32 protein-coding genes are annotated in these 21,450 nt (G+C 66.1%); 13 read left to right on the forward strand and 19 right to left on the reverse strand.

All coding sequences use genetic code 11. The features are described from left to right. The first annotated feature begins 347 nt into the window (after positions 1-347). The 4 genes from ACAM49_RS29505 to ACAM49_RS29520 are packed head-to-tail and all read left to right on the forward strand — an operon-like array spanning position 348 to position 3,595. Entirely contained in the window at positions 348-644 is a 297-nt protein-coding gene (locus ACAM49_RS29505) for a hypothetical protein (protein ID WP_369638820.1), read from the forward strand. Between the two features lie 4 nt (positions 645-648). Continuing rightward, entirely contained in the window at positions 649-1,635 is a 987-nt protein-coding gene (locus ACAM49_RS29510; protein WP_369638821.1) for a hypothetical protein, read from the forward strand. Continuing rightward, positions 1,620-2,993: a hypothetical protein gene (locus ACAM49_RS29515; protein WP_369638822.1), complete on the forward strand. Its 1,374-nt coding sequence runs from the start codon at positions 1,620-1,622 to the stop codon at positions 2,991-2,993. The genes ACAM49_RS29510 and ACAM49_RS29515 overlap by 16 nt, the downstream gene beginning before the upstream one ends. Continuing rightward, on the forward strand, positions 2,990-3,595 hold the full coding sequence (locus ACAM49_RS29520; protein WP_369638823.1) for a hypothetical protein: 606 nt from the start codon (positions 2,990-2,992) through the stop codon (positions 3,593-3,595). Before ACAM49_RS29515 ends, ACAM49_RS29520 begins: the two co-directional genes overlap by 4 nt. A gap of 240 nt (positions 3,596-3,835) precedes the next feature. Here the strand turns inward: ACAM49_RS29520 and ACAM49_RS29525 are convergent, their stop codons facing one another. After that, entirely contained in the window at positions 3,836-4,297 is a 462-nt protein-coding gene (locus tag ACAM49_RS29525) for a hypothetical protein (RefSeq protein WP_369638824.1), read from the reverse strand. Between the two features lie 65 nt (positions 4,298-4,362). Between ACAM49_RS29525 and ACAM49_RS29530 the strand changes: the two genes are divergently transcribed. Both ACAM49_RS29530 and ACAM49_RS29535 read left to right on the forward strand, forming a co-directional pair. Then, on the forward strand, positions 4,363-5,124 hold the full coding sequence (locus ACAM49_RS29530) for a hypothetical protein (protein ID WP_369638825.1): 762 nt from the start codon (positions 4,363-4,365) through the stop codon (positions 5,122-5,124). Between the two features lie 117 nt (positions 5,125-5,241). Beyond that, positions 5,242-5,538, forward strand: a complete 297-nt coding sequence (locus tag ACAM49_RS29535) for a hypothetical protein (RefSeq protein WP_369638826.1) — start codon at positions 5,242-5,244, stop codon at positions 5,536-5,538. 125 nt (positions 5,539-5,663) lie between these two features. Here the strand turns inward: ACAM49_RS29535 and ACAM49_RS29540 are convergent, their stop codons facing one another. From ACAM49_RS29540 to ACAM49_RS29570, 7 genes are all read right to left on the reverse strand, one after another. Beyond that, positions 5,664-6,095, reverse strand: a complete 432-nt coding sequence (locus ACAM49_RS29540) for a hypothetical protein (protein WP_369638827.1) — start codon at positions 6,093-6,095, stop codon at positions 5,664-5,666. 147 nt (positions 6,096-6,242) lie between these two features. Further along, positions 6,243-6,458, reverse strand: a complete 216-nt coding sequence (locus ACAM49_RS29545) for a hypothetical protein (RefSeq protein WP_369638828.1) — start codon at positions 6,456-6,458, stop codon at positions 6,243-6,245. Continuing rightward, complete coding sequence (locus ACAM49_RS29550; RefSeq protein WP_369638829.1) at positions 6,455-7,102, reverse strand: RNA polymerase sigma factor; 648 nt, start codon at positions 7,100-7,102, stop codon at positions 6,455-6,457. The genes ACAM49_RS29545 and ACAM49_RS29550 overlap by 4 nt, the downstream gene beginning before the upstream one ends. 5 nt (positions 7,103-7,107) lie before the next feature. Further along, the gene (locus ACAM49_RS29555) at positions 7,108-7,350 is read right to left on the reverse strand and encodes a hypothetical protein (protein WP_369638830.1); all 243 of its coding nucleotides are present in this window, start codon (positions 7,348-7,350) and stop codon (positions 7,108-7,110) included. Positions 7,351-7,417: 67 nt separating this feature from the next. Next, a complete protein-coding gene (locus ACAM49_RS29560; protein ID WP_369638831.1) occupies positions 7,418-7,768 on the reverse strand; it encodes a hypothetical protein in 351 nt (116 codons plus the stop codon). Between the two features lie 46 nt (positions 7,769-7,814). Further along, complete coding sequence (locus ACAM49_RS29565) at positions 7,815-8,279, reverse strand: CinA family protein (RefSeq protein WP_369638832.1); 465 nt, start codon at positions 8,277-8,279, stop codon at positions 7,815-7,817. Positions 8,280-8,283: 4 nt separating this feature from the next. Then, positions 8,284-9,030, reverse strand: coding sequence for a phosphodiesterase (locus tag ACAM49_RS29570; RefSeq protein WP_369638833.1), 747 nt, complete (start codon positions 9,028-9,030; stop codon positions 8,284-8,286). Between the two features lie 327 nt (positions 9,031-9,357). On the opposite strand from ACAM49_RS29570, the gene ACAM49_RS29575 reads away from it, so the two are divergent. Then, positions 9,358-9,903: a hemerythrin domain-containing protein gene (locus ACAM49_RS29575; protein ID WP_369638851.1), complete on the forward strand. Its 546-nt coding sequence runs from the start codon at positions 9,358-9,360 to the stop codon at positions 9,901-9,903. A gap of 132 nt (positions 9,904-10,035) precedes the next feature. Here ACAM49_RS29575 and ACAM49_RS29580 read toward each other — a convergent pair whose 3' ends face one another. After that, positions 10,036-10,236, reverse strand: coding sequence for a hypothetical protein (locus ACAM49_RS29580; protein ID WP_369638834.1), 201 nt, complete (start codon positions 10,234-10,236; stop codon positions 10,036-10,038). A gap of 161 nt (positions 10,237-10,397) precedes the next feature. Next, on the reverse strand, positions 10,398-11,021 hold the full coding sequence (locus tag ACAM49_RS29585) for a hypothetical protein (RefSeq protein ID WP_369638835.1): 624 nt from the start codon (positions 11,019-11,021) through the stop codon (positions 10,398-10,400). A gap of 256 nt (positions 11,022-11,277) precedes the next feature. Here ACAM49_RS29585 and ACAM49_RS29590 point away from each other — a divergent pair, with 256 nt between their 5' ends. After that, positions 11,278-11,433, forward strand: a complete 156-nt coding sequence (locus ACAM49_RS29590; protein WP_369638836.1) for a DUF6131 family protein — start codon at positions 11,278-11,280, stop codon at positions 11,431-11,433. Positions 11,434-11,442: 9 nt separating this feature from the next. On the opposite strand, the gene ACAM49_RS29595 is transcribed toward ACAM49_RS29590, so the two are convergent. After that, entirely contained in the window at positions 11,443-11,919 is a 477-nt protein-coding gene (locus ACAM49_RS29595; protein WP_369638837.1) for a Dps family protein, read from the reverse strand. 90 nt (positions 11,920-12,009) lie between these two features. Beyond that, positions 12,010-12,183, reverse strand: a complete 174-nt coding sequence (locus tag ACAM49_RS29600; RefSeq protein WP_369638838.1) for a hypothetical protein — start codon at positions 12,181-12,183, stop codon at positions 12,010-12,012. Between the two features lie 126 nt (positions 12,184-12,309). On the opposite strand from ACAM49_RS29600, the gene ACAM49_RS29605 reads away from it, so the two are divergent. Together ACAM49_RS29605 and ACAM49_RS29610 are read left to right on the forward strand one after the other, a co-directional pair. Then, positions 12,310-13,284 (forward strand): TIGR03557 family F420-dependent LLM class oxidoreductase, encoded by a 975-nt coding sequence (locus ACAM49_RS29605; RefSeq protein ID WP_369638839.1) that lies wholly within the window; start codon positions 12,310-12,312, stop codon positions 13,282-13,284. A 106-nt stretch (positions 13,285-13,390) separates the two neighbouring features. Then, complete coding sequence (locus ACAM49_RS29610) at positions 13,391-13,852, forward strand: SRPBCC family protein (protein ID WP_369638840.1); 462 nt, start codon at positions 13,391-13,393, stop codon at positions 13,850-13,852. A gap of 29 nt (positions 13,853-13,881) precedes the next feature. Here the strand turns inward: ACAM49_RS29610 and ACAM49_RS29615 are convergent, their stop codons facing one another. Continuing rightward, positions 13,882-15,027, reverse strand: coding sequence for a family 43 glycosylhydrolase (locus tag ACAM49_RS29615; RefSeq protein WP_369638841.1), 1,146 nt, complete (start codon positions 15,025-15,027; stop codon positions 13,882-13,884). Between the two features lie 186 nt (positions 15,028-15,213). After that, entirely contained in the window at positions 15,214-15,720 is a 507-nt protein-coding gene (locus tag ACAM49_RS29620; RefSeq protein WP_369638842.1) for a DUF4254 domain-containing protein, read from the reverse strand. 93 nt (positions 15,721-15,813) lie between these two features. On the opposite strand from ACAM49_RS29620, the gene ACAM49_RS29625 reads away from it, so the two are divergent. Then, the gene (locus ACAM49_RS29625) at positions 15,814-16,722 is read left to right on the forward strand and encodes a helix-turn-helix domain-containing protein (RefSeq protein ID WP_369638843.1); all 909 of its coding nucleotides are present in this window, start codon (positions 15,814-15,816) and stop codon (positions 16,720-16,722) included. Continuing rightward, positions 16,719-16,913, forward strand: coding sequence for a DUF397 domain-containing protein (locus tag ACAM49_RS29630; RefSeq protein WP_369638844.1), 195 nt, complete (start codon positions 16,719-16,721; stop codon positions 16,911-16,913). The genes ACAM49_RS29625 and ACAM49_RS29630 overlap by 4 nt, the downstream gene beginning before the upstream one ends. Positions 16,914-16,917: 4 nt before the next feature. Here the strand turns inward: ACAM49_RS29630 and ACAM49_RS29635 are convergent, their stop codons facing one another. Further along, positions 16,918-18,198 carry an RNA polymerase sigma factor gene (locus tag ACAM49_RS29635; protein WP_369638845.1) on the reverse strand — a complete coding sequence of 427 codons (1,281 nt, stop codon included), beginning with the start codon at positions 18,196-18,198 and terminating at the stop codon, positions 16,918-16,920. Positions 18,199-18,221: 23 nt separating this feature from the next. After that, complete coding sequence (locus ACAM49_RS29640; RefSeq protein WP_369638846.1) at positions 18,222-18,641, reverse strand: YciI family protein; 420 nt, start codon at positions 18,639-18,641, stop codon at positions 18,222-18,224. A 198-nt stretch (positions 18,642-18,839) separates the two neighbouring features. Between ACAM49_RS29640 and ACAM49_RS29645 the strand changes: the two genes are divergently transcribed. Further along, positions 18,840-19,193, forward strand: coding sequence for a hypothetical protein (locus tag ACAM49_RS29645; protein ID WP_369638847.1), 354 nt, complete (start codon positions 18,840-18,842; stop codon positions 19,191-19,193). A gap of 38 nt (positions 19,194-19,231) precedes the next feature. On the opposite strand, the gene ACAM49_RS29650 is transcribed toward ACAM49_RS29645, so the two are convergent. From ACAM49_RS29650 to ACAM49_RS29660, 3 genes are read right to left on the reverse strand one after another with little or no spacing between them, the layout of a single operon-like run. Further along, a complete protein-coding gene (locus ACAM49_RS29650) occupies positions 19,232-19,480 on the reverse strand; it encodes a hypothetical protein (RefSeq protein ID WP_369638848.1) in 249 nt (82 codons plus the stop codon). Between the two features lie 44 nt (positions 19,481-19,524). Continuing rightward, entirely contained in the window at positions 19,525-20,682 is a 1,158-nt protein-coding gene (locus tag ACAM49_RS29655) for a P1 family peptidase (protein WP_369638849.1), read from the reverse strand. Continuing rightward, complete coding sequence (locus ACAM49_RS29660; RefSeq protein WP_369638850.1) at positions 20,679-21,308, reverse strand: TetR/AcrR family transcriptional regulator; 630 nt, start codon at positions 21,306-21,308, stop codon at positions 20,679-20,681. The genes ACAM49_RS29655 and ACAM49_RS29660 overlap by 4 nt, the downstream gene beginning before the upstream one ends. Positions 21,309-21,450: the final 142 nt, after the last annotated feature.

Raw genomic sequence — 21,450 nt, forward strand, 5'->3', positions numbered from 1 at the left:
GCGCGACCGGCTCCAACCCGCACACCGATCCTTCGGACAAGCCACATCCCGGACCCGCCTACAAGGCTAACTCCCGCACCCACATCCAGGGCTTGACCTAAAGGGGAGCCATTGTCGAACAGATAGGTGATGCACCCGAGCGGTCCAAGCCGACTTCTACTGCTTCAATCCAAGCCCGGCAGGACGAATGGGACGAGGACGAGAACTACTACCACCGCGGCAAGAATCGGATCCTCGCCCCCGATGACTGACGGGGGCATAGTGCGGCGTCAGGAACGGTAGTTCCCGACCCAAGTAAAGTATCCAGCGGTAACCAAGATCAGCACTGATCCATCAGGGGACTACCAATGACCGACGCGGATCTCCTACATGTCGATCGCGGCCGACTACGTGAATTGATCACGGCAGTGAACGGCAATGCGGACACGCTCGACACGGTCCACGTGGACCAGCAGGCTGCGGCGATCTCGGTGGCGGGAACAGGAGTCGGCGCGGCGTGCACGGCTGGCGCACAGGCCGCGGCTTACGCGATCGGGTTGGCGGTGGTGGAGGTCCGGAAGATCGCGAGCCTCACCAATACCGGGCTCACTGAGGTAGAGGCGATGGATCAGCACAACGCCTCCCAATTCCCACAGGGGAACTGAGCCGATGGCCGATCCTGCGATCCCAACGGTGTCCCAGGTCAACAGCTGGCAGCTCGATACCCTGGATGCGCAGGCCACCGGGTGGAAGCAGCAGGCCACCACGCTGAAGACCGACCTCGACGCCATGCACACCACCATCGGCAACTCAGCGGACTTCCTGATCGGCAAGTTCGGCACCGGGCTGCGCGACAAGGGCTTGGCTGTGCGCGACGAGGGCTACAAGACCGCCCGCGCGCTCGAGGACGCGGGCAACGCGATCACGCTCGGTTCGCCGGGAATGCGTTTCGCTCAGCAGACGGTGAAACAAACGCTGGCCACCCTCACTGCCGAAAACTACGTTTGGGCCGAAGACGGCACCGTGTCGTTATCGCGGTCACAACTGGTGAGTGTTTTCTCCGAGAAGGACAAAGACAGTGCCGCAATCAAACTCGCAGCACTGCAACGCAAAGCCGACCAGTACTCGACAACGATGCGAGGCGCATTGCACGCGGCAGCAGTCGCTGCGCAAGGTGTCACCGACGGCGTGAACCATGCCTTCAGCGAGCTACCTCAAGCCGCGCAAGGTGCCAAGGCTGGTGCGTTGACCGATCCGAAGATCGCGACACAGCAAGGTGGCGATGACGGCCGACTCGTCGCCAGTGGCAAGGCCACCGATGCCGATCTCCAGCACATCTCCGCCCGACTAGCCGCGGCGGGTATCACCGCCGACGATGTCGAAGCCATCAACGAGGGCAAGCAGGTCGACCTGTCCGAGGCGCAGTGGGATTACCTGCGCGAGTTCTACAACACCGCGGGTCTGAACGGGCTGACGTCGATGACCGACCGGCTCACCGGTATCCACGACACCACCGCCGCAGCCAATGTCGCCAACGGGCTCAACACCATTGCCAACCCCAACGTGCACTCCACGGGCACCGAGTCGTTCCTGGGCGGAGCATTCACCCTCAAGGTGGACTCAACCAACTCCCCACCGACATGCGCAATGTGCTGACCCAGAACTACGACGTCCACCAGGGCCGTCCCAACGCCAATCTCGGTGCCTACGGACTATCGCAGGTCACCAAAATGATGGGCCTGGCTGATGCCCGCTCCGCGCCGGGCAGTGAGATCAACAAGCAGTTGGTGCTGCAAGCCTCCGATATCGCATCGAAGGTCAAGCCCGGCATCAATATCGACACCGACTGGCGCCACGGCACCGGCGAAGGCCTCGCGCAAAACCTGCTCGACGTCGGAGGCCGCGACAAGATCGTCGTGCACGACATCCTCACCGACACCGGAGTTCCGACCGGCACCAACACCAAGGTGCTGGACAATCTGCTGCACCACGAGTGGGCCAACAACGGTGCCGGAGTCCAGAAGATGCTGTCGTTCGTGGAAACCGACGCGACCAATCCGACCGAGGCCATCTCGATACGCGCCGGTCAAACAGCGACCACTGTCGCCGATTACGTCGCGAGTCACAAGGACGGTCTCCTGAAGTTGAACGGGAGCGGCGAGTCGCTCGGCCAGGTCAATCCTCTTGCGGCACAAGGGCTCGGCTCCGCGTTGAGCCCCTATGTCGCCAATCTGGTCGGAGTCCCCGACCGCTTCCTCAACACCGAGGGATTCAAAGCACCGCAGTTCGACGTTGGCACCGCGGACCGCGATGCGGCACGCGCGATCTTCACCGTGATCGACACGAACAAAGATGCTGCGGTCGCCTTCAATACCAGGGCCCTCGAAACCGCCCAGAACTTGCAAAGCCAGTGGGTCCAGTCCGTTCTCGCCGATCCGGCCAATCCTCATAACGAACTGGCGACCAAGTCGGGGACGATCCTCGGGCTGGTGGATCAGGGACTGTCCGGCGAAGTCGACGCGCACAACAAAGCCGAAATCCGTAACGCGATCAAGGCTTTCGCCCAGGACGGTGCCGCATGGGACTCCGGTAAGGGCATCGTCACCACCGGAGTCAAGATGATCCCGGTCGTCAAGGACATCTTCGGACCAGTCATCGATGTGTCGAACTCCTACGCGAAGATGAACATCGTCGGCCTCACCTATCAGGCTCCGGACCCGGCCCACGCCAACTTCGATACCTCCCACGACTTCGCGCCCGCGCGAGCGCTCTACCAGGTCGCACAGGTATTGGAAACCCGGGACGGTAGCTTGGCGCACGATCCGCGCTACAGCGACCTGTTCAGCGACGGCAAGCTCAAAAGCTACCCCGACGCCGTCAAGGTCTCCGGCGATCCGCACATCCTGGACTCGAGTTTGACCAACATCCTCAACAGCTATCAAGGAGGAGTCCTGCACGAGCACCTCCAGGACTTCATGACCAAAATGCAGGAAGGCAGGGACGCCGTCCGATGAACACCCGACACCGCATCACCCACCAGCGCGGCTCACGGTGGCGTCTCGGCACACTCATCCTCCTGACCGTCGTCGCGGCCGCGTCTGCTGCATGCACCTCAAAACCGCAGGAGACCGGCAAACCAACCCACACGGCGCAAGAGTTCTGCGCGCCTTTCCTGAACTTCTTCCAAACCGAGTTCCCCATCAAGGACGTCAAGCTCGGATACCTCGGCGTCGATGGCAAACCCGACGCACCAGTGAAGGATGTCCAGTTTGCACTGACCTGCCGTTTCGACTCGACCAGCAACTCTCTGGTCCGTGCCACCGCGTCGCTCACTCCGGTGAAACCTGGCGACTCGGACACCAAGTGGATCGACAACCTCAAGGAACTGCATTTCGTCCCGCTGCAGGGCCATCAGAACGAGATCTGGATTCAGGACTCGCGCACCAAGGAAGGCCCGATTCAAACCAAAGGCACCGTCGAGATGACAACTCGCATCGCCCCATGGACAGGCTCGATCGAAATCCTCAACGAGCGCGACTCTCTAGCAATCACCGATGCTCAGATAAGCAGCGCCGCAGACCTTCTCATCAAGACAACCGAAGCCATGGGCCACTAGAACGACCTCGACACGACGTCCTCACAAACCAGTCGTCCCGGAGACCACGGTGGGTGAGGCAGGATCGTCCCACACCACATCTTCTTCCCATGGGTGGACTGCGCGGCCACCGCCAGGCTCACTCGCACCCATACCCAACCGATCTCAAACAGCCAGAGATTGTGTCGCTGGCCCCACGCCATCGAGCACGCACAGCTGCTGCGCGAGAGTTGTCGCCCTCGGCGATGTCGCGGATGCCGGTTACTCCGGGGTTCGTGGCTGGCCGCCCGCGCGAATGGCGATGCCGCGCAACAGGATGTGTAGTGCGTCGTGTAGTTCGGCTCCCAGCCGTCCCGGTTCGCGTGGCTCGCGCACCCAGCGATAGAGCACTCCCAGGTAGACGTCGCGGAGCATGGCTCCGACCAGTGTCGGGTCGACGCCCGGGTCGATCTCGCCATTGCGCAGTCCCGCCTCCACGATGCCGGCGAAAACATCTGCTGTGTACGGGGCTTCGGTGAGCGGGCGGCCCGTCTGCACCCAGGACGGGAGCATGGTTTCGGTGAGTTCGCGCTGCTCCTCGGTCAGCTGCGCCAGGCTCGCCATGCACAGGTGCAGGACCGTCGGGGTGTCTTTCGACTCCAGGCCGAGCGGCAGTTGCAGCCGTTCCAGCACGCCGGTGCGCCACCGCACCACCCACTCGCTGATCAGGTCTTGTGGTGGCACGCCCGAGAACCGGGCAAGTCAGACATCGGATAGTGGTGGTGGCAGCGAGCGTCACAATTTCGCGGATGACCATGTCGATCACTCGCCGGGGATTCATGGGTCACGCCGGGGCCGCGCTGGGGATCGGATTGTTCGGTGGCGTGGGACGCGCGACCGCCGAACCCTCGCAGCCCGCTCTGCCCGCGATCGGCCAGACAATCCGACTGAGCCTCAATGGGTTCGGCGCCACTTTGTCGATCAACACGCCCCCGCCCGCGCCGACTCTGAACTTCATCGGCTCCCGTGTCGTGCAAGTGCTGGCGGGCGGAGCGGACTATGTGCGTCTGCGCACCGTCGACTTCACCGCCGAAGCGGCCCACCCGATGTTCGGGAAGATCACCATGCGACTGCCCGACATCAGCACAGACGCCGATGGCGTGCTGAAGGTGGTCTCGCCGGGCCGACTGGCCGAAACCTGGGTCCTGAGCATGCAGGTCAGCTTCGAACAATGCGGCGACTGCCAGGGGCCGTTCATCTTCTATCCCCACCAACCCGCACAGTGGACTGCCGAACTCACCGGGTTCCCGCCGCCACCACTGGGCATGAACCCCGACGGCTCATCCGCCGGCGGGGCGCTGTATCGGCTGAGCCGCCCCATCCGCCTCACCACCACGCCACCGACCGGCCCCGGCTCGAGTGGGCAAGCCAATCCAGACCCCGAACCAGCTCGCCAAGCCGCAGCGAACCCTTCGTGTGGCACGTGCCCGCTCGGGACGCCGTTACCCGGTGATGATTCAACCTTCGCTGTCTTCGAAACACTCGACTTCCATCAGGGACAGATGACATAGCGAACACCGGACAACGGTTGACATCGATCTTGCTGGGTAGTCTGACGCGCGGGTGTTGATCTCCCGTTGCACAGCTTCATCAACCTACGAAACCAGGTACTGGAAGAGGAGAGTTCGATGACGACGGCACATCTTCAGCACACAGAGCATGAGCATGCCCATGGGCCGGGGTGCGGGCATGCCGCTATCGAGCATGGTGACCATGTGGACTATGCGCATGACGGGCATCTTCACCGCGCTCATGACGGGCACTACGACGAATGCGAACCGCAGGGGCACAACGAACACGGCGGTCATACCCACGAACACGGGGACGGCTGCGGTCACGAGGCAGTTCAGCACGGTGACCACGTGGATTACATCCATGACGGTCATCGACACGCCCTGCACGACGGCCACTATGACGAGCACTGAGCGGAATCCCGAGGGCTGCACCGCGTAAGACCCGAATGCCGCTAGACCTGGGACAACCCTTGCCGGTGGTTGTCCCAGGCGGCGCATACCAACCGACCAGCCCATCCTGCCGAGTCGGCGGGTGGTCAGGGACGGTGAGGTAGGGCGGTGGGGTAGGCCCAGGCGAGGCGGGTCAGGACGAGGGCGGCGGCCATGAGGCCGAAGTCGCGGAGGGCTATGTCGGCGTAGCCGCCTACGGCCAGGAGGTTGATGATGATGCCGGCCAGCCATGCCGCGACTAGTGGGGCTCCTAGGCGGGGGTATACGAGAACCGCTATGCCGGCGATGATTTCGATGATGCCGACGAGGTTCATGGCGGCATGGGCGTCGCCGGGGATCAGGTCGTTGGCGAAGTCGGAGAGGTAGCGGGTCCAGTCGTTGGTGAGGACGTGGGCGAATTTGTCGAGGCCGAAAAGGATTGGGAGGACGCCGAATCCGAGTCGTAGGGCCAAGAATGCTTGGTAGCCGGGGTCGGTGAGGGCCGCTGTTCGGGGAGATTGGTTGGCGTGCACGGTCATCGGAGACTCCTTCGTCACGGTCGTACGGAATAGGGGCACGGTCGTAGCGGGGTGCTGGGGCGGCAACCGCTTGCCGCTGTGCCCTGCCCTTGGTTAGTGGCCGTATCCGAAGGCGGTCTTACCGACGAAAGGCAGAATTCTTCACCGTCATTCGAGCAGATCGCGCAGAGCCGCCGCCTCTTCGGCGCAGGCGCCGCATCCGGCGAGGTGTGTGGTCATGGCCGGGTCCTGGTGGTGCGGTTCGGCGAGGCAACGTTCGACGTATTCGTCGAGCCGGTCGAAGCAGTCGTCGCAGGACAGGTACGGGCTGGTGTCGAGCAATAGACGGGCGAGCAGGTCGGGGGCGGGGGTCGGATCGGTCACGGGATGCTCCGATCGGGGTGGGTGTCGAGATGACCGCTGGCGGCGAGGGAGGCTCGCAGGCGGCGGCGGGCGTCGTGCAGGGTTTTGTAGAGGGCATTGCGGGTGGTGCCCAGGCGGTCGGCGAGGACATCGATGGGCACCTGTTCCACGACCAATGTCAGCAGGATTCGGCGCTGATGCGCGGTGAGGTCGGATACGAGGGCGGCTTCGACGGCACGGGCGAGTTCGGTCGCGCCCAGTATCGCTTCCGGTGTCGAGGAGTTGTCGACGGCTGTCGTGATCACGTCCGGCAGCAGGATTTCCCGGTGCCGCCAAGCCTGACGGCGCACCGCCACACCCGCATGGTGCACCCCGAATTTGTATGCCCAAGTGGTGAATCGGCTGCGCCCCTGGAAGGTTGGGAGTTGGCGTAGCACGGAGATGACCGCGTCATTGGCGCACTGCTGTGCCAGATCCTCCAGCTCACCGGCACCGGCTCCGGGCAGCAGATCACGCAGCCGCCACACCTGATGGCGAGTCGCGCGCAGCACCACCTCTCGCAGGCGCGCCACCGCACGAGCGCCCGCGGGACCGTCATCGGTGAGGTCGGCCGACCACTGCTCATCGTCCTGTGCACCAACCACATCCGAGGTCGTGGGGTTCACGGTGCTCACCGTATCGTCTCCTGACCCGGTATCGGGGCCAGAATCCGCACCGCCAGCTCCGGCGCGCACCCGCGGTCCACCAACTGCATCAACGCGTGCAAATCGGATTCGGGATCGGAAACCACGTCCGCCGCCAGCCCCGGCGGGAAGCCCGATCTCACCAGCCAGCGCCAGCGCCACGCCTTCACGTCGGCCGACATCCCACCACAGGCCGCGAGCTCGGTCCGTCGCATCAGAGGAGCGATCATGCACCGTTAGTGTCGCGCCGGCACAACGTCTTACCCTCGAACCTCACAAATCTGCGGGCTCGAGCCGTCACGGTGTCTCTTCGAAGAACCCTCCCCCATCCTCGGGGGTGTCGTCGATTTGGCCGCGGTGACGGCGGGTGGGGCGATCATCGTCGGCCGCGGCGTTGGTCGCGTCGATATGTGCCGACTCCGTGGATGGTTCGACACCCGCCTCTGGGACGTCAGGTTCTTCCTGGGCGAGACGTTCGGCATGGGATTCACCCAAATGCTGTCCCCGCGTGGTCATTTCGTCGCGGTCGGCGGCTTGCCAATGGTCGGGTGGGCTCACGGGCACGTCGCCGTCGGTGTTGCGGACTTCGTCGGAGTCGAGACTCTCGGTGGGGCCGAGAGTGTCCCCCGGACCGGATTCTGGGCTCATGTCGCACGGGTGCCCGCCGCGGCTTGATCGAAACCGGGGTGGCGCTTCAATCCGCGACCGCGTCGAGCAGCATGGTGATGGCGGTTTCGACGGACGCCGTGAGGACTTCCTCTGGTTCGGAAGTGAACTGCTCGTGGCGAGCCCATCCCCCGCCCTCGGCGTCGACGGCCAGCCAGACCGAGCCCGCGGGCTCGCCGTCCTGGGTGCCGGGGCCTCCGACGCCGGTGACCGCTACCGCGATGTCCGCGTCGAGCAGCGAGCGCACCCCGGCGGCCATGGCCCGCGCGGCTGTCTCCGAAACGACGGGAACATCGGGGACGCCGAGCAGCCGATGTTTGACCTCTGCGCTGTACGCCACCACCCCGCCGCGCAACCAGCTGGCGGAATCCGGCGCCGCGCCGAGCGCTGACGCCAGCTTGCCGCAGGTCAGTGACTCCGCGACCGCAATGGTTCGGCCCGACTGGCCGACCGCTTCAGCCAGACGTCGTGCGAGATCGTCGGTCTCGGACATCACCTCATCCTCTCGAATCGGCTGAGGTTTCCGCCTCTCGCGCGGGCGACAGCGCGCGGTGGCTGCCGCGGCGGCTGCCCGCGTAGGCCCACGCCCGCACGGTCGCCAGGGCATGAGGCAGCAGCGTGACCTCTTCCGGGCGGTTGCGGACCGGGTCGAAAGAGCTTGGTGCGTCGCCTACTTCGAGCTCGGTGACGAGTAGCTGGGCGAGCGGGCGCTCCGGGCCGGAGCGTGGGACGGCGGTGAGATCGAAGCCCGTCCGGCCCGCGCGCACGGTGTCGACGAAGTCGGAGATATCCGCGGTCTCCGGCTGCGGTGTGCTGGGCCGTACGCACAGCCATTCGGCCGGGCCGTCGGCGAAGCGGTAGGCCATCAGGCTGCCGTAGCGCGCCGAATCCCAGCCGCGCGCGGGCAGCGGGACCAGCCGGGAGAGCGCGCCGGATCCGGTGGTGGCCAGGGCCAGATCCCAGGGGCGGCCCTCCCGGTCGAGTACCCGGATGGCCAGGCCCAGCACCTCGGGCAGCCCGCCCGGCAGGCCGAGACCCTTCGAGATCCGTACTACCGCAGGAGATTCCGAGGCGCCGAGCAACTTCTCGTACTGCGGGTCGACGGCGTGCAACGCTCCCGCCAGCCCCATCCCCCGCGGATGGAAGACCTGTGCGCCGCGCACTCGCGCGAGCAGCTCGAAGGTTCGGGACACAGCGACCTCGGCCACACCCATGATGTTCTCCTGACACGAGCTCTTGTTCACGGTTCGACCTCAGCACTACCCCGCTGCCATCCGCCGAATCCGTGCGTGAGCCGTCCGAATCGGGGTACGGCGAGCAAACCCGGCTCATGCCGGCGACTCGGTCGCGAACAGGAGGAACATCCCATGGCAAACACCGGCAATCCAGGACAGTTCGGCAACCGCCCGGACACCGTCGAACAGGCCAGCAAAGGCGGCAAGGCCAGCTCCGGCAGCTTCGGCGAGCCGAACGCCGCCGATCCGCGTGAGGCGGGAGCGCACAGCCACGACAATGACCCCGGTCGCGCCAAGGACCCGGAGCAGTCGCGGTCGAGCAGTGAGCCCGAAGGCATCAGCGACGCCATCGACCTGCTGCTGCGCCAGCACGAGCAGATCAAAACCCTGTTCGCCGAGACCTTGGACGCCGCCGACCCCGCGGAGCGGGAGGCCAAGTTCCGGCAGCTGCGGCGTCTGCTGGCGGTGCACGAGACCGCCGAGGAGGAGATCATCCATCCGCGCGCCCGCGGCGAGATCGAGGACGGGGCAACGGTGATCGACGCCCGGCTCGAGGAGGAGAACCAGGCCAAACAGCAGTTGGCCGAGCTCGAATCCCTCGATATCGACTCCGCCGAGTTCGAGAAAGGGCTGGCGCAGTTGCGCGAGGATGTCATCGCGCACGCCGAAGCCGAAGAGCAGGACGAATTCTCGCTGCTGCGTGACGAATTGGAGCCTCGGCAACTGCGGGCCATGCGGCGCGCGGTCGAGATCGCCGAAGCGCTGGCCCCGACCCGGCCGCACCAGGGCGTGGAATCGGCCAAGGCCAATCTGCTGGTCGGCCCGTTCGCCGCCATGCTCGATCGGGTCCGCGACGCCATCAGCGAGCCGCGAGGAGCGTGAACGTCCGGTCGAGCCGCCAGGCACCGGAGAGCCAAACCCCGAACACCGACTGGGCCCCGTCCGATTTCGGACGGGGCCCAGTCTTCGATGGGCGGGTTACCGACAGCGGTCAGTGTCCACCGTGACCAACGGTCAGTGCCCGCCGTGGCTGTGCTGGCCACCCTTGGCCTTGGCCTCGGTCGGCTGCGCCTGAGCGCCCTTGCGACCGGCCTCGTGCGGGTCGGCGGCGTTCGGCTCGCCGAAGCTACCGCTGCTGGCCTGACCGCCCTTGCGTGCCTGTTCCTCGGTGTCCGGCCGGTTGCCGAACTGACCCGGGTTCTGCGAATCGGGCATGGCGAAACTCCTTCCAGGATGTGCATTTTCCGAAAGTGGGCGGTCTTGCTCACCCACGGTTCCGCGGTACCCGAACCGTTGCCCGCTATTCAGCGTCGAACGGATTTATTGGCTCACTTGCGGATTCACCGGCGTACCGGTGCGTGCGCGCCGGTAGCCGACTAAGCGGTGGAGTGCCCGGCGTCCAGGACCAGACCCGCGTCCCAGGCCCGCCCGATCAACTGGACGACATCGATACGTGTCAGCCGGGCGACCTCGGGGTCGGCGAACACCGTATTGGCGTGCGCGGCTACCCGCGACGCGACGAGGCGACCCACAGGCACGAATTCCATTGCGGCCCTGCCGATCGGATTGAGCCCGCGCACGCGCGCCACCACATCCTCGGTACGGACCGGGCGATGACGGACGATCACCGTACACGGGCGATCCAGCTCCAGCGTCAGCCGTGCCCGCAATCGCACGCCCGCCCCGAATCGTGCGACGACCGAACCGATTCGGACGTCGATGCGCAAGGCGAGCGGAATATGCAGGTCGAGAGCGCAGTGGTCGTCGGGGTGCGGCTCGATCGTCGCCGGGTGGGCGCGTCCCACCGCGTGCGCCGACAGAATTCCCGCGGGCCCGAATCCGATCGGCCCGACGTCGAGCCGATCGCAGAGAACGCCGGTGACGATGGACCCGATGCGCTCGGGACTGGCCGCCGCACGCAGGATTTCGTCGGCGAACTCGAGCCGCGACAGCGACGGACGCGCCGCCTCGTCGAGCGCGCGGATGGACGCTTCGGGCATGGGCGGACTCCCTCTCCAGGATTTGCGCACCGTCGATCCGGTCGCTCGCCGATATTCGCGGCTCGCGCGGATCCCGCGCCGTTGCGGGAACCATCTGCGTCGATGTCGTGCTCTGCCGCTGTGATCGGACATCCTTCGCATACCCGGTTCGGGCAAGTTGACGCACCGGTGCATCCACGGCTGGAGTGCGAGGTTTGCGCCCGGTCACGCGGGGAATCGCGAGCCCGTCAGCTCAACCGACACAAAGGGATCGAACATGATCGTCCTGGGACTCATCCTGCTCATCGTCGGCATCGTCATCCACATCCCGATCCTCACCACGATCGGGGTCATCCTGCTGGTGGTCGGGGCCATCCTCGCGATTCTGGGCGCCGCCGGCCGCCCGATCGGCGGACGCTCCCACTACTTCTGACCTCCGTCGTCAGGCCTGCTGCGCCTGCCACATCCAATGCAGCTGCTCGAGCCGAGCGGCGATGGTGATGAGCAGGTCCTGGGTGACCGGATCTGCGGACTCGGTGGCCTCGATGCGCTGGCGCAGCCGGCTGATGACGGCCCACAGGTTGGAGACCATCGCGGCGATGACCGTGGTGTCCGGCTGCCAACCGTAATCGATTCCGCCGCAGGCGGATTCCTGGACCACCGTCGCGGCCCGCCCGTCGGGACTGACCCCGATCGCGGTGGCCCGCTCCGCCGCGGCATCGGTGAATTCCCTTGCCGCGGCGACCACTTCGTCGAGACCGAGATGCACCGACCGGAAATGCGATCCGACGACGTTCCAGTGCGCCTGCTTGGCGATCAGCGACAGGTCGATCAGATCGACGACCGTCTGCTGCAGCGCGTCCCCGGTCACTTTCAGCTGGTCGCCGCCGAGCGGGCTCTGAATCGGCTGTACCGGCATGACTTTCCTCCTGGCTGGGTGGTCGATGGTTACCCTCACGCACTACCCGCCGAGCCATCGGTCAATCGACCGCCGATCCCCGAGACATGCTCAAACGGCGGCTCCGCCGTCGGAATCCATGCCGCCCAAGCCTTTCGGGGATTCGGTCTCGCCGTCCGAGTCGTGCTCGGCCGTCACGGCCTGATGTTCGTCCGCGAATTCGCTGCCTGGATCGGCCTTCTCGAGGTCCGCGCGCTCGCGCGGATCGCCGGTGTCGGTGGCCATCGTGCCTCCTCGCTCGTTCGATGTGGTCGATCTACCCGGGCGCCGCGAAGGCAAACGAGCACACATCAATCGGCCGCTACGGGGTAGCTCGTCGGTATCCGGTGAGCGAGAGCTGAAGGAGTGACCGTGACCAAATTCGGATACACGCTGATGACCGAGCAGAGCGGGCCCCGCGAACTCGTCGACTACGCGGTGGCCGCGGAACGAGCCGGATTCGACTTCCTGGTGTGCAGCGACCACTTCTCGCCGTGGCTCGAGGAGCAGGGCCACGCACCGCACGCCTGGACGACGCTGGGCGCCGTCGCGCAGGCCACCGAGTCGATTCCGTTGATGACCTACGTGACCTGCCCGACCATCCGGTATCACCCGGTGATCGTGGCCCAGCAGGCCGCCACCCTGCAGATCCTCGCCGGCGGCCGTTTCACGCTGGGCCTGGGCAGCGGCGAGAGCCTCAACGAGCATGTGGTGGGCGCGGGTTGGCCGGGCCTCGCCGAGCGCCACGAGCGTTTGGAGGAGGCGATCGGCATCATCCGCGCGCTGCTGTCGGGCCGGACGGTGAGCCGTCGCGGGCATTGGTACCGGGTCGATTCCGCGCGCATCTGGGATCTGCCCGCCGAGCCGGTGCCGATCGCGGTCGCGGTGTCGGGTGCTCGCTCGGTGGAGCGGTTCGCCCCGCTGGCGGACGAGATGATCGGCACCGACCCGGACGCGGAACTCGTGCGGGCCTGGCGCGAGGCCGACGGCGACGATTCGGCCCGGGTGACCGGTCAGGTGCCGGTGAGCTGGGATACCCACCGCGACAAGGCCGTTCAGCGAGCCCACGAACAGTTCCGGTGGTCGTCCGGCGGCTGGGATGTCAATTCGAACCTGCCCACGACCGACGCCTTCGCCGCCGCGACCCGGCTGGTGCGGCCCGAGGATGTCGCCGACACGATCGCCTGCGGCCCGGACCTCGACGTGATCGTGGAGTCCGTCCGCCCTTACTGGGAAGCGGGTTTCACCGATATCGCGCTCGTGCAGGTCGGCGACGAGGCGCAGCGGCAATACCTCACCGAGGCGGCTCCCGACCTGCTGGAGAAGCTACGCGCGGCCGCCCCGTGACCGCCGCAGGAACCCGCATTCGAGCGAACTCCATTGCCACCGAACAGTTTCCGTCGCGACGGGCGGGGTAGGCGATGGAAGGAACCGACAATCCGAGGAGATTCAGATGAGCACCGTGACCGCGTCGACCAATGTCGACGTCCCCTTGCACACCGCCTACAACCAGTGGACTCAGTTCGAATCGTTCCCGCGGTTCATGGAGGGCGTGCAGCAGGTCGTCCAGCTCGGGCCGACCCACACCCACTGGAAGGTCAAGATCGGTCCGGTGGAACGCGAATTCGACGCCACCATCACCGAACAGCATCCCGACGAGCGCGTCGCCTGGCATTCCGACAGCGGCCCCTGCCACGCCGGTGTGGTGACCTTCCACCGCATCGACGACGACACCACCCGCGTCATCACCCAGATGGACATCGACCCCGACGGCTTCATCGAGAACGTCGCCGACAAGACCGGTCTGCTCAGCCATCGCGTCAAGGGCGACCTGCAGCGGTTCAAGGAGTTCATCGAGAACCAGCCGCACGAGACCGGCGCGTGGCGCGGCGACGTGCCGCGACCGGGGCAGTAACCACGTCCGAGGTCGCTAGTGCATGGCCATCAGCCCGGTGCCGCAGCGGGATTCGGGTCCCGGCCGTCGATCATGATCGGGGCGTCGGGGCCCAGGGCCATACCGAATTGGGGGTGGCCCTTGGCGGTGAAGTTCATGGGTTGGACTCGGATGCTGCGGCCCGCCCAGCCGGTGTTGGGTTCCAGGCGGGCGTGGTAGGCGATCCAGGGGTGGCCGTCGATGGTGAGGAAACCGTTGTGGCCCGGGGCTATTGCGCCCGAGGAACCCGGTAGGACGGGGCCGCCGGATTTGGTCCAGGCTTTGGGGTCCAGGGGATTCGCGCCGCGGGAGAGCTCGAGGAGACCCAGGCGGTAGGTGTCGTCGAAGCTGGCGTTGGCCGAGAAGGTCAGGAACAGATTGCCGTTGGGCGCGATCAGGGGTTGCGGAGCTTCGTTGATCAGCAGGTCCGCATCGTTGGGGACCGTTTCCCAGGCGGCGGTGGGGGTCGCGATGCTGACGCGATCACCGGTGGGAGTCATGGGATCCGACATCTTGACGACGCAAATGTCCTGCACCCGTGTGTCATCCGGGTCCCGCAGACAGGACCAGAAGAAGTAGGCGGCGCCGGCGTACTGGAGATAGGTGCCGTCGATGGCCCAGCCGCCCGGGAGATCCAGCGGGCCTTGGTATTCGTAAGGCCCGGTGGGGTCGTCGCCCGTGGAGCGGAGGGCGTACATGCGGTGGGATTCATTGCGGTCGTCGGACTGGGCGGCGAAGTAGATCCACCAGCGGTCACCGATGTGCTGGAGTTCCGGCGCCCACACCCGGGTGCAGGCGGGGCCGGGGCAGGAGGGGTGTTCCCAGACGACGACCGGCTTGCTGTCGGCCAACCCGCCCAGGGTGTCCGACGACCGGATGACGATGTTGTCGTTGTTGTAGACGTCGCCCTGAACCAGATGGAAGCGGCCCTGGTAGTAGGTCATGCTCGGGTCCGCGCCGGGCGTGAGGATGGGGTTGGTGAATTCTTCGCTATGCGGACCGGTGGCCGAGGCGGGTGGGGTGACGGACACCGCGAACAGGGCGCTGACCGACATGGTCAGGACACCGAGCAGTCCGAGTGTTCTTCGCCAACCCATCAGATTCGCCTCCAGCAAACGTCGAGAATCCAGTTTCGACGGCGGGGTCGGCTTCTTCAATCACCGAAGGAAAAGACCAGGATTTCACAGCGTTTCGTTCCGCCCGCTCCCGCTCGAGCCGGGCGGAGATGGCGGCCACGGTCCAGCCTTCGGTGGCCGCCCGGCGATGACCGGGGTAGGCGGACAGCAGCCAGGGCAGGGTGCCGCCGAGCGTCAGGCCGAGGACGAAGGGGAGCCAGAGGGTGATCATCGCGGGCCTCCTTCGGTCGCTTCCGGATGGGGCGTGACGGATTCGGGGATACGGCGGACGCGCGCGGCGAGATCGTGGGAGAGATCGGCATACGCGAGCGAGAGCTCTGCCAGCCGCGTCCAGGTGTGATGGCGGAGGCATTCGGTATCCGCGCCACTCAGCGTGGTCCGAGCATCGACCGAGAATTGCGCCAACCGGTCCACCACCATGCCGAGCGTCTCCGTATGCAGGGTCGCGGCAGCGAACGGGCGAGGCAACTCCCGCGCCGTCCACCGATCGATCTCGCGAATCAACCGCACACGCGCACAGTCGATTTCGGGCAGCTCCCCCAACTCCGCCACACACCGCGCCTCATGCAGACTGGCCAACTCATACGCGGCCTGCAACAGCGGATGCGCCTCGGCAATGCTGCCCGCACACGCGTCCAGAAGCAGATCCTTCGACGGCAGAGATGACATTCGTTGCCCCCTTCGGCTTTTCGAGTTCGTGACTTCAGTAGACACCTGCGGCAATAGAATTGGGAATGTCCGCCGAGCTTTGCAGCGAAATTAGTTGGCATTCCAGAATGGATACACCCAGATAGCGAGGCAAACGAAATGGTCGGATCATCGCTCCCCAGACGGGCTCTCGGCCGTAGGCTTCGTAATTACCGAGAACAAGCAAGCAAGAGCCAATTGACCGCCGGCCTGCACATCGATCTATCGCCGCAAAGCATCGGGCGAATCGAGGACGGGCAGAAGGTGAAGCTCTCCACGGGCCAGATTCGGGATCTGCTCGATCTGTACGATGTGCCCGACAGCGGCGGGGAGCGTGAGGAGGTTCTCGGTCTGTGGCAGGAAGTCGGAGACCAAGCACAAGCTGCCAAACTGGCCGGTACGACTAAAGGTTGGTGGCAGGCATATACAGACCAGTACGCACCTCATTTCGACCACTATTTGAGCTTGGAGGCCGTTGCCAATCGCTTGACCACCCATCAGACGGTCTTGCTGCCGGGACTATTGCAGACCACCGGATATCGCCGGGCGGTCAGCCGGATCGCCTATCCCAACCATTCGTCCGTCGATATCGATCGACGCGTCGAATTGGCCGCCCATCGACAGGTACGATTGGCGGACAACAACTTTCGAGTGAATATCCTCTTGTCCGAGGCGGTGATCCGGCAGACGCCCGGCGGCCCTGCCGTCATGGTCGAGCAGTTGGAGCACATCCTCCAGGTGGCCACCACGCGGTCCAACGTCTCGATCCGGGTGGTGCCTCTCAGGTCCGGCAGCCATCTCGGACTGATCGTCCAGTCGTTCACCCTGCTGGAATTTCCACCCCTCGCAAACCACCTCATCGAGCCGCCCGTGGTGTACGTGGAAGGGTTCGAAGGAGCCCTGTATCTCGAACGAACCGACATGATCGACCGACATCGTCAGGCGATCAACGATATTCAGCGAGTAGCGTTGTCCGAGGATGACACCAAGCAGTTGGTGCAGCAGATCGCGAAGGAGTGCACGGCGTGACTGTAGACCTGTCCGATGCCAGGTGGTTCAAGAGCACACGAAGCCAGCCCAACGCGGATTGTGTTGAGATAGCCCATCTTTCGACCGGCGGGGTCGGCGTCAGGGACTCGAAGGATCCAGACGGTCCCGCGTTGGTGTTCTCCGCAGCCCAGTGGGACGGATTCCTCGCCAGCGGGGTCTGGCAGGGATAGTCCCTCAATCCAAGGCGGCGAGCTTGCTCTCGAGGAGCGTGCGTTCCGGGCCGTTGGCGCAGAGGGATAGGGCGCGTTCGAATTCGACGCGGGCTTCCTTACGGCGGCCGAGTCGGGTGAGAAGTTCGCCTCGGACGCTGGGGAGCAGGTGGGAGTTCGCCAGGGCCGCTGCGGATTTGAGTTCGTCGACGAGGGCGAGGGCGGCGGCCGGGCCTTGGGACATGGAGATGGCTACCGCGCGGTTGAGGTCGATGATCGGGGAAGGCGAGAGGCGGGAGAGGGCCTCGTAGAGCAGGACTATGCGGTTCCAGTCGGTGGAGTCGACGGAGTCGGCTACTGCGTGGCATTCGGCGATCGCCGCTTGGAGGCCGTAGGCGCCGAGGCCGCGGCCCGCGCGGGCGGCTTGGTCGAGGGCGGCTCGGCCGCGGCGGATGGCGGAGCGGTCCCAGCGGTTTCGGTTCTGGTGCTCGAGCAGGATCGGCTGGCCGTGCTCGTCGGTGCGTGCCGGGAAGCGGGCGGCGGTCAGTTCCAGAAGGGCCAGCAGGCCGTGTGCCTCGGGTTCGGTCGGCACGAGGCGGGTCAGTACCCGGGCGAGGCGCTGGGCTTCGGCTGCCACGTCCAGACGGATGAGGGATTCGCCGGAGGTCGCGGTGGAGGCCTCGGTGAAGATCACGTAGATGACATTGAGGACCGAGGTGAGGCGGGCGGCGCGCTCCTCGGCCGGGGGCACGGCGAACGGGATCTTCGCCGCCGCAAGGGTTTTCTTGGCCCGGGTGATGCGGGCCTGCACGGTGGCCGTGGGCACCAGGAAGGCCCTGGCGATCTCGTCGCTGGTCAGACCTCCGACCACACGCAGGGTCAGGGCCACGCGCGCCTCGCGGGAGAGCACCGGGTGGCAGGAGATGAACATCAACGCGAGGACGTCGTCGTCGATCTGATCCGGATCCCAGAGTGGTTCGGCGCCATCGGCTTCCGGGGGCACGCCGCCGGTGGCCGCCCCGCCCTCGCCCAAGTCACGGGCGAGGGCGGAGTACCGGTCGTCGCGGGCGGCCCGGCGGCGGAAGGCGTCGATGGCCCGGCGGCGGCCGACGGTGAGCAGCCACCCCGCCGGATTGCGGGGCACGCCGTCGCGGGGCCAGGTCACCAGCGCTTCGGCCAGCGCCTCCTGGGCCAGATCCTCGGCGAGCGGGAAGTCGCCGGTGTAGCGGGCCAGGGCGCCCACGATGCGCGCGGACTCGATGCGCCACACCGCGGCGACCGCCTCACGACCGGTGGTGTCGGTCATCGCTCAGAGCCTGTGACCACGTCTCAGAGCTGACCGGTCTTCTCGCGCCAGGCGCGTTCCTTCTGGATCCACTCGTTGTCCTGCGGGAATTCGTCGATGGTGGTGACGCGGCGGATCTCGGTCTTGAAGCCGGGGCCGAAGGACGGCGCGCGCTTGGCCCATTCGACGGCCTCCTCCTTGGAGGCCACGTTCAGGATGTAGAAGCCGCCGAACAGTTCCTTGGTCTCGCCGTACGGGCCGTCGGTGACCAGGGGCGGTTCGGTCGAGAAGTCGACCACGACGCCCTCCTGCGCGTCGTCCAGGCCCTCGGCGGCGAGCAGCACTCCGGCCCGGATCAACTCGTCGTTGTAGCGCCCCATGATTTCGAGCATCTGCCCGAAGTCGGCGTCGGCCATGGACGCCTTGCCCTCGTCGGTGGCACGCCAGATCAGCATGAACTTCATGGTCATCCTCCTTGTCGGGGGTCGCTGTCCGACCCTCTCACGTCAAGGTCGAACGAAGACCCCGCCGGATCGACACGGCCGCCGAAAAAAGTTTCGGCCACTGACCCGCAAATCTCCGAAATTACCCGCGCGTAGCTCCGGCGAGGGGCGCATTCTGGACAGAGGGCTACAAATCTCCGCAGTTCAAGGGAGGTAGACATGGTGAAAGTGACGGCGATCAAGCCGAACGGGGAACATTGGCATCCGCATCCGGGGGATGCGATCGAAGATCCGGGCGAAGGTCCAGCGCTGGTGGCGTGTCTGCTGGGGATCGCGGCGCTCGGGATGACGCTGACGGCCGCCGCCTCCGGTTACCGCGGATGGGCGATCATCGGCGCGATCGCGACGGCGGCGCTCATCACCTTCGGTCTGCTGATGATCCGGTTCGAGTACTTCCGGGAGTTCCGGAAGGAGCAGCGGGCCGGGCGGCACGGCCACAACCCCCTGGTGCACGGGGCGTGGCGGCCGCGGCAGATCAGTACGTGGCAGGAGAAGCGCGGGGAACTCGGCTAGCACCTCGCTGACAATCGCTGCGTGAGAACAGCATTCGGCTAATCGGACGTGACGGACAGGTTGCCGAAGCGGTTGACCGCGGCGTGATTGTGGCCGTCGACGCTGGTGATGACCACCTCGGCCGGATTGGTCAGGGCGATGCAGCAGAAGTTGCCGGCGTCGGGGTGGACGGTGAGGGACAGGAAGCGGTGGTTGTTGGTGCGCTGCCATTCGTCGATGGCGGCGTACAGGCCTCGCATGGACGGGTTTTCGAAATAGACCAGGTTGTGCTTGTTCACTTCGGACATGTATCGATAGTGCCCCGCCGGAGAGCCGGGGCACCTCGAACCGGTTATTTGCCCGACAGCACTTCCCGGAGGCGGTCGTGCGGGAGTGCCGGGGAGTGGTGGCCGTCGCGGCCGGTCATGTCGGCATTGACGATGAGGGCGTTGAGGACCGACTCCTCGACGGCCTCGACGACTGCGGCGTAGACGGCGTCCATGCGATTCCAGGGCAGGCGCGTGGTGGTGACCAGGTCGTCGGGGGTCGGCTCGCCGCGGGGAAAGCCGGTGTCGGACGGGCGATCCGCGGCCGTGGAGAAGGCCAGGAACAGATCGCCGGAGAACAGGCTGCCGGTGGTGCCGGTACGGGCCAGCCCGAACGGGACGCGGCGGGCCATGGCCTTGCACTGGAGAGCGTCCACGGGCGCATCGGTCGCGACGATGACGATCACCGATCCCGCGCCGCCGGGAGCGACGGTGTCGCCGGGCCAGGGGGACGTCTCCTGCGGGTTGGCGGTATCCAGTTCCGCGCCGACTCGGCGGCCCGCGATCGTGAGTTCATGGCGGGCACCGAAGTTGGCTTGGACGAAGACGCCGACCGTATAGGTGTCGGGGCCGAAGGGGACTCGGCGGGAGGCGGTGCCGCTGCCGCCCTTGAAGCCGTAGCAGTTCATGCCGGTGCCACCGCCCACCGAGCCTTCGAGCAGGGGCCAGGTGCGGGCGGTGTCGAGGGTTTCGGCGACCATGTCGGCGGTGATGTGGCCGCCGTTGATGTCGTTGAGGTAGCCGTCCCAGGTTTCGGCGCAGACCGGGAGCAGCCATTCGCGGGCCAGGCGGGGGTGGGTGCGGGCGATCCAATCGACGACGCCGGCGTGGCAGGGGCCGATGGCGTGGGTGTTGGAAATCGTTATGGGCATTGACAGTTGGCCGACCTCGTCGATCCACGCGGTGCCGGTCATCTCGCCATTGCCGTTGAGCGAGTACCAGCCCGCCGCGCAGGGGCGGCCGACTCCGGCGCGGCCGCGGGGCAGGATGGCGGTGACGCCGGTGCGGGCCGGGCCTTCGCCGACTTTCAGCGGCCCGTCGCCGGAAATGACTGTGCGATAGCCGACCTCGACACCGGGCACGTCGGTGATGGCGTTCCAGGGTCCCGGCTCACCCGGCGGCGCGATGCCCAGGAAGCGGGCGCGGGGGCGGCCGTCGGGTGAGAACAGCTGGGGGTCGGTCATCGATGGGCCTCCTCGGCGGGCACGGTGATGTCGGGGCAGCGGGTGGCGGTGCGGGCGAAAGAGCAGATCAGCTCGGCCGCGGTCACCTTGGTCATGGATCGGTTGCGGCTGACGATGTGCAGGCCGTAGGCGTCCTCCAGCGCCACCAGATTCCGGGCGACGCTCAGGATCGGCCCCTCGATCGTGAAGTGCCCCTGGGCGATTCCCACCTCCAGCGCGCTGGCGTACACCGCCACCTGCTGGTTGAACAGCGCGGTGATGAGATCGCCGTGCTGGGCGGAGACGGCGTGGTAGGAGGCCAGCCGGTACAGCGCGGTGACCAGGGTGTCGTCCGGCGATTCGGGCAGTCCGGCCCAGATCAGCGCGCCGATCTTGGTTCTGGCGTCGGGAATCTCGGTGACCATAGCCAGGCGGTCGCCGAAGAAGCGATCGCTGGCGAAGCGGTGCACCTCGTGCAGCAGATTCGCCAGATCCTCGAAGTAGTAGTGCACGGTGCCGGGCGAGACGCCCGCGGTGCCGGCGATCTCCCGGATGCGCAGCCGATCCACCCCCGGCTCCGCGACCGCGGCCAGCGCGGCGTCGATGATCGCGCGCCGCGCCCGCTCCTGATCCTTCTTCCGCGCCACCCGGAATCCTTCCGTCGACAGACAGTTAAGTCATTGTTACGTCTCTTCGCCGCCCTTGTCCTGCCGAGTTCCCCCATTCTTTGATGCTAAGTCAAAGAAAGGCACGGCCATGGCGACACCCACGCACCCCACTCCCCTGCCC

It is taken from the genome of Nocardia sp. JMUB6875, from assembly GCF_041154655.1.
Taxonomy (GTDB): domain Bacteria; phylum Actinomycetota; class Actinomycetes; order Mycobacteriales; family Mycobacteriaceae; genus Nocardia.

Excerpts from the sequence above, each read along its gene's own strand:
- ACAM49_RS29640 (WP_369638846.1), bottom strand. The coding sequence starts at position 18,641 with ATGAAGTTCATGCTGATCTGGCGTGCCACCGACGAGGGCAAGGCGTCC.
- ACAM49_RS29635 (WP_369638845.1), bottom strand. The coding sequence starts at position 18,198 with ATGACCGACACCACCGGTCGTGAGGCGGTCGCCGCGGTGTGGCGCATC.
- ACAM49_RS29510 (WP_369638821.1), top strand. The coding sequence starts at position 649 with ATGGCCGATCCTGCGATCCCAACGGTGTCCCAGGTCAACAGCTGGCAG.
- ACAM49_RS29655 (WP_369638849.1), bottom strand. The coding sequence starts at position 20,682 with ATGACCGACCCCCAGCTGTTCTCACCCGACGGCCGCCCCCGCGCCCGC.
- ACAM49_RS29540 (WP_369638827.1), bottom strand. The coding sequence starts at position 6,095 with ATGACCGTGCACGCCAACCAATCTCCCCGAACAGCGGCCCTCACCGAC.
- ACAM49_RS29585 (WP_369638835.1), bottom strand. The coding sequence starts at position 11,021 with ATGCCCGAAGCGTCCATCCGCGCGCTCGACGAGGCGGCGCGTCCGTCG.
- ACAM49_RS29600 (WP_369638838.1), bottom strand. The coding sequence starts at position 12,183 with ATGGCCACCGACACCGGCGATCCGCGCGAGCGCGCGGACCTCGAGAAG.
- ACAM49_RS29520 (WP_369638823.1), top strand. The coding sequence starts at position 2,990 with ATGAACACCCGACACCGCATCACCCACCAGCGCGGCTCACGGTGGCGT.
- ACAM49_RS29650 (WP_369638848.1), bottom strand. The coding sequence starts at position 19,480 with ATGTCCGAAGTGAACAAGCACAACCTGGTCTATTTCGAAAACCCGTCC.
- ACAM49_RS29565 (WP_369638832.1), bottom strand. The coding sequence starts at position 8,279 with ATGTCCGAGACCGACGATCTCGCACGACGTCTGGCTGAAGCGGTCGGC.
- ACAM49_RS29530 (WP_369638825.1), top strand. The coding sequence starts at position 4,363 with ATGACCATGTCGATCACTCGCCGGGGATTCATGGGTCACGCCGGGGCC.
- ACAM49_RS29580 (WP_369638834.1), bottom strand. The coding sequence starts at position 10,236 with ATGCCCGATTCGCAGAACCCGGGTCAGTTCGGCAACCGGCCGGACACC.
- ACAM49_RS29595 (WP_369638837.1), bottom strand. The coding sequence starts at position 11,919 with ATGCCGGTACAGCCGATTCAGAGCCCGCTCGGCGGCGACCAGCTGAAA.
- ACAM49_RS29590 (WP_369638836.1), top strand. The coding sequence starts at position 11,278 with ATGATCGTCCTGGGACTCATCCTGCTCATCGTCGGCATCGTCATCCAC.
- ACAM49_RS29535 (WP_369638826.1), top strand. The coding sequence starts at position 5,242 with ATGACGACGGCACATCTTCAGCACACAGAGCATGAGCATGCCCATGGG.
- ACAM49_RS29515 (WP_369638822.1), top strand. The coding sequence starts at position 1,620 with ATGCGCAATGTGCTGACCCAGAACTACGACGTCCACCAGGGCCGTCCC.
- ACAM49_RS29610 (WP_369638840.1), top strand. The coding sequence starts at position 13,391 with ATGAGCACCGTGACCGCGTCGACCAATGTCGACGTCCCCTTGCACACC.
- ACAM49_RS29555 (WP_369638830.1), bottom strand. The coding sequence starts at position 7,350 with ATGATCGCTCCTCTGATGCGACGGACCGAGCTCGCGGCCTGTGGTGGG.
- ACAM49_RS29645 (WP_369638847.1), top strand. The coding sequence starts at position 18,840 with ATGGTGAAAGTGACGGCGATCAAGCCGAACGGGGAACATTGGCATCCG.
- ACAM49_RS29625 (WP_369638843.1), top strand. The coding sequence starts at position 15,814 with ATGGTCGGATCATCGCTCCCCAGACGGGCTCTCGGCCGTAGGCTTCGT.
- ACAM49_RS29505 (WP_369638820.1), top strand. The coding sequence starts at position 348 with ATGACCGACGCGGATCTCCTACATGTCGATCGCGGCCGACTACGTGAA.
- ACAM49_RS29560 (WP_369638831.1), bottom strand. The coding sequence starts at position 7,768 with ATGAGCCCAGAATCCGGTCCGGGGGACACTCTCGGCCCCACCGAGAGT.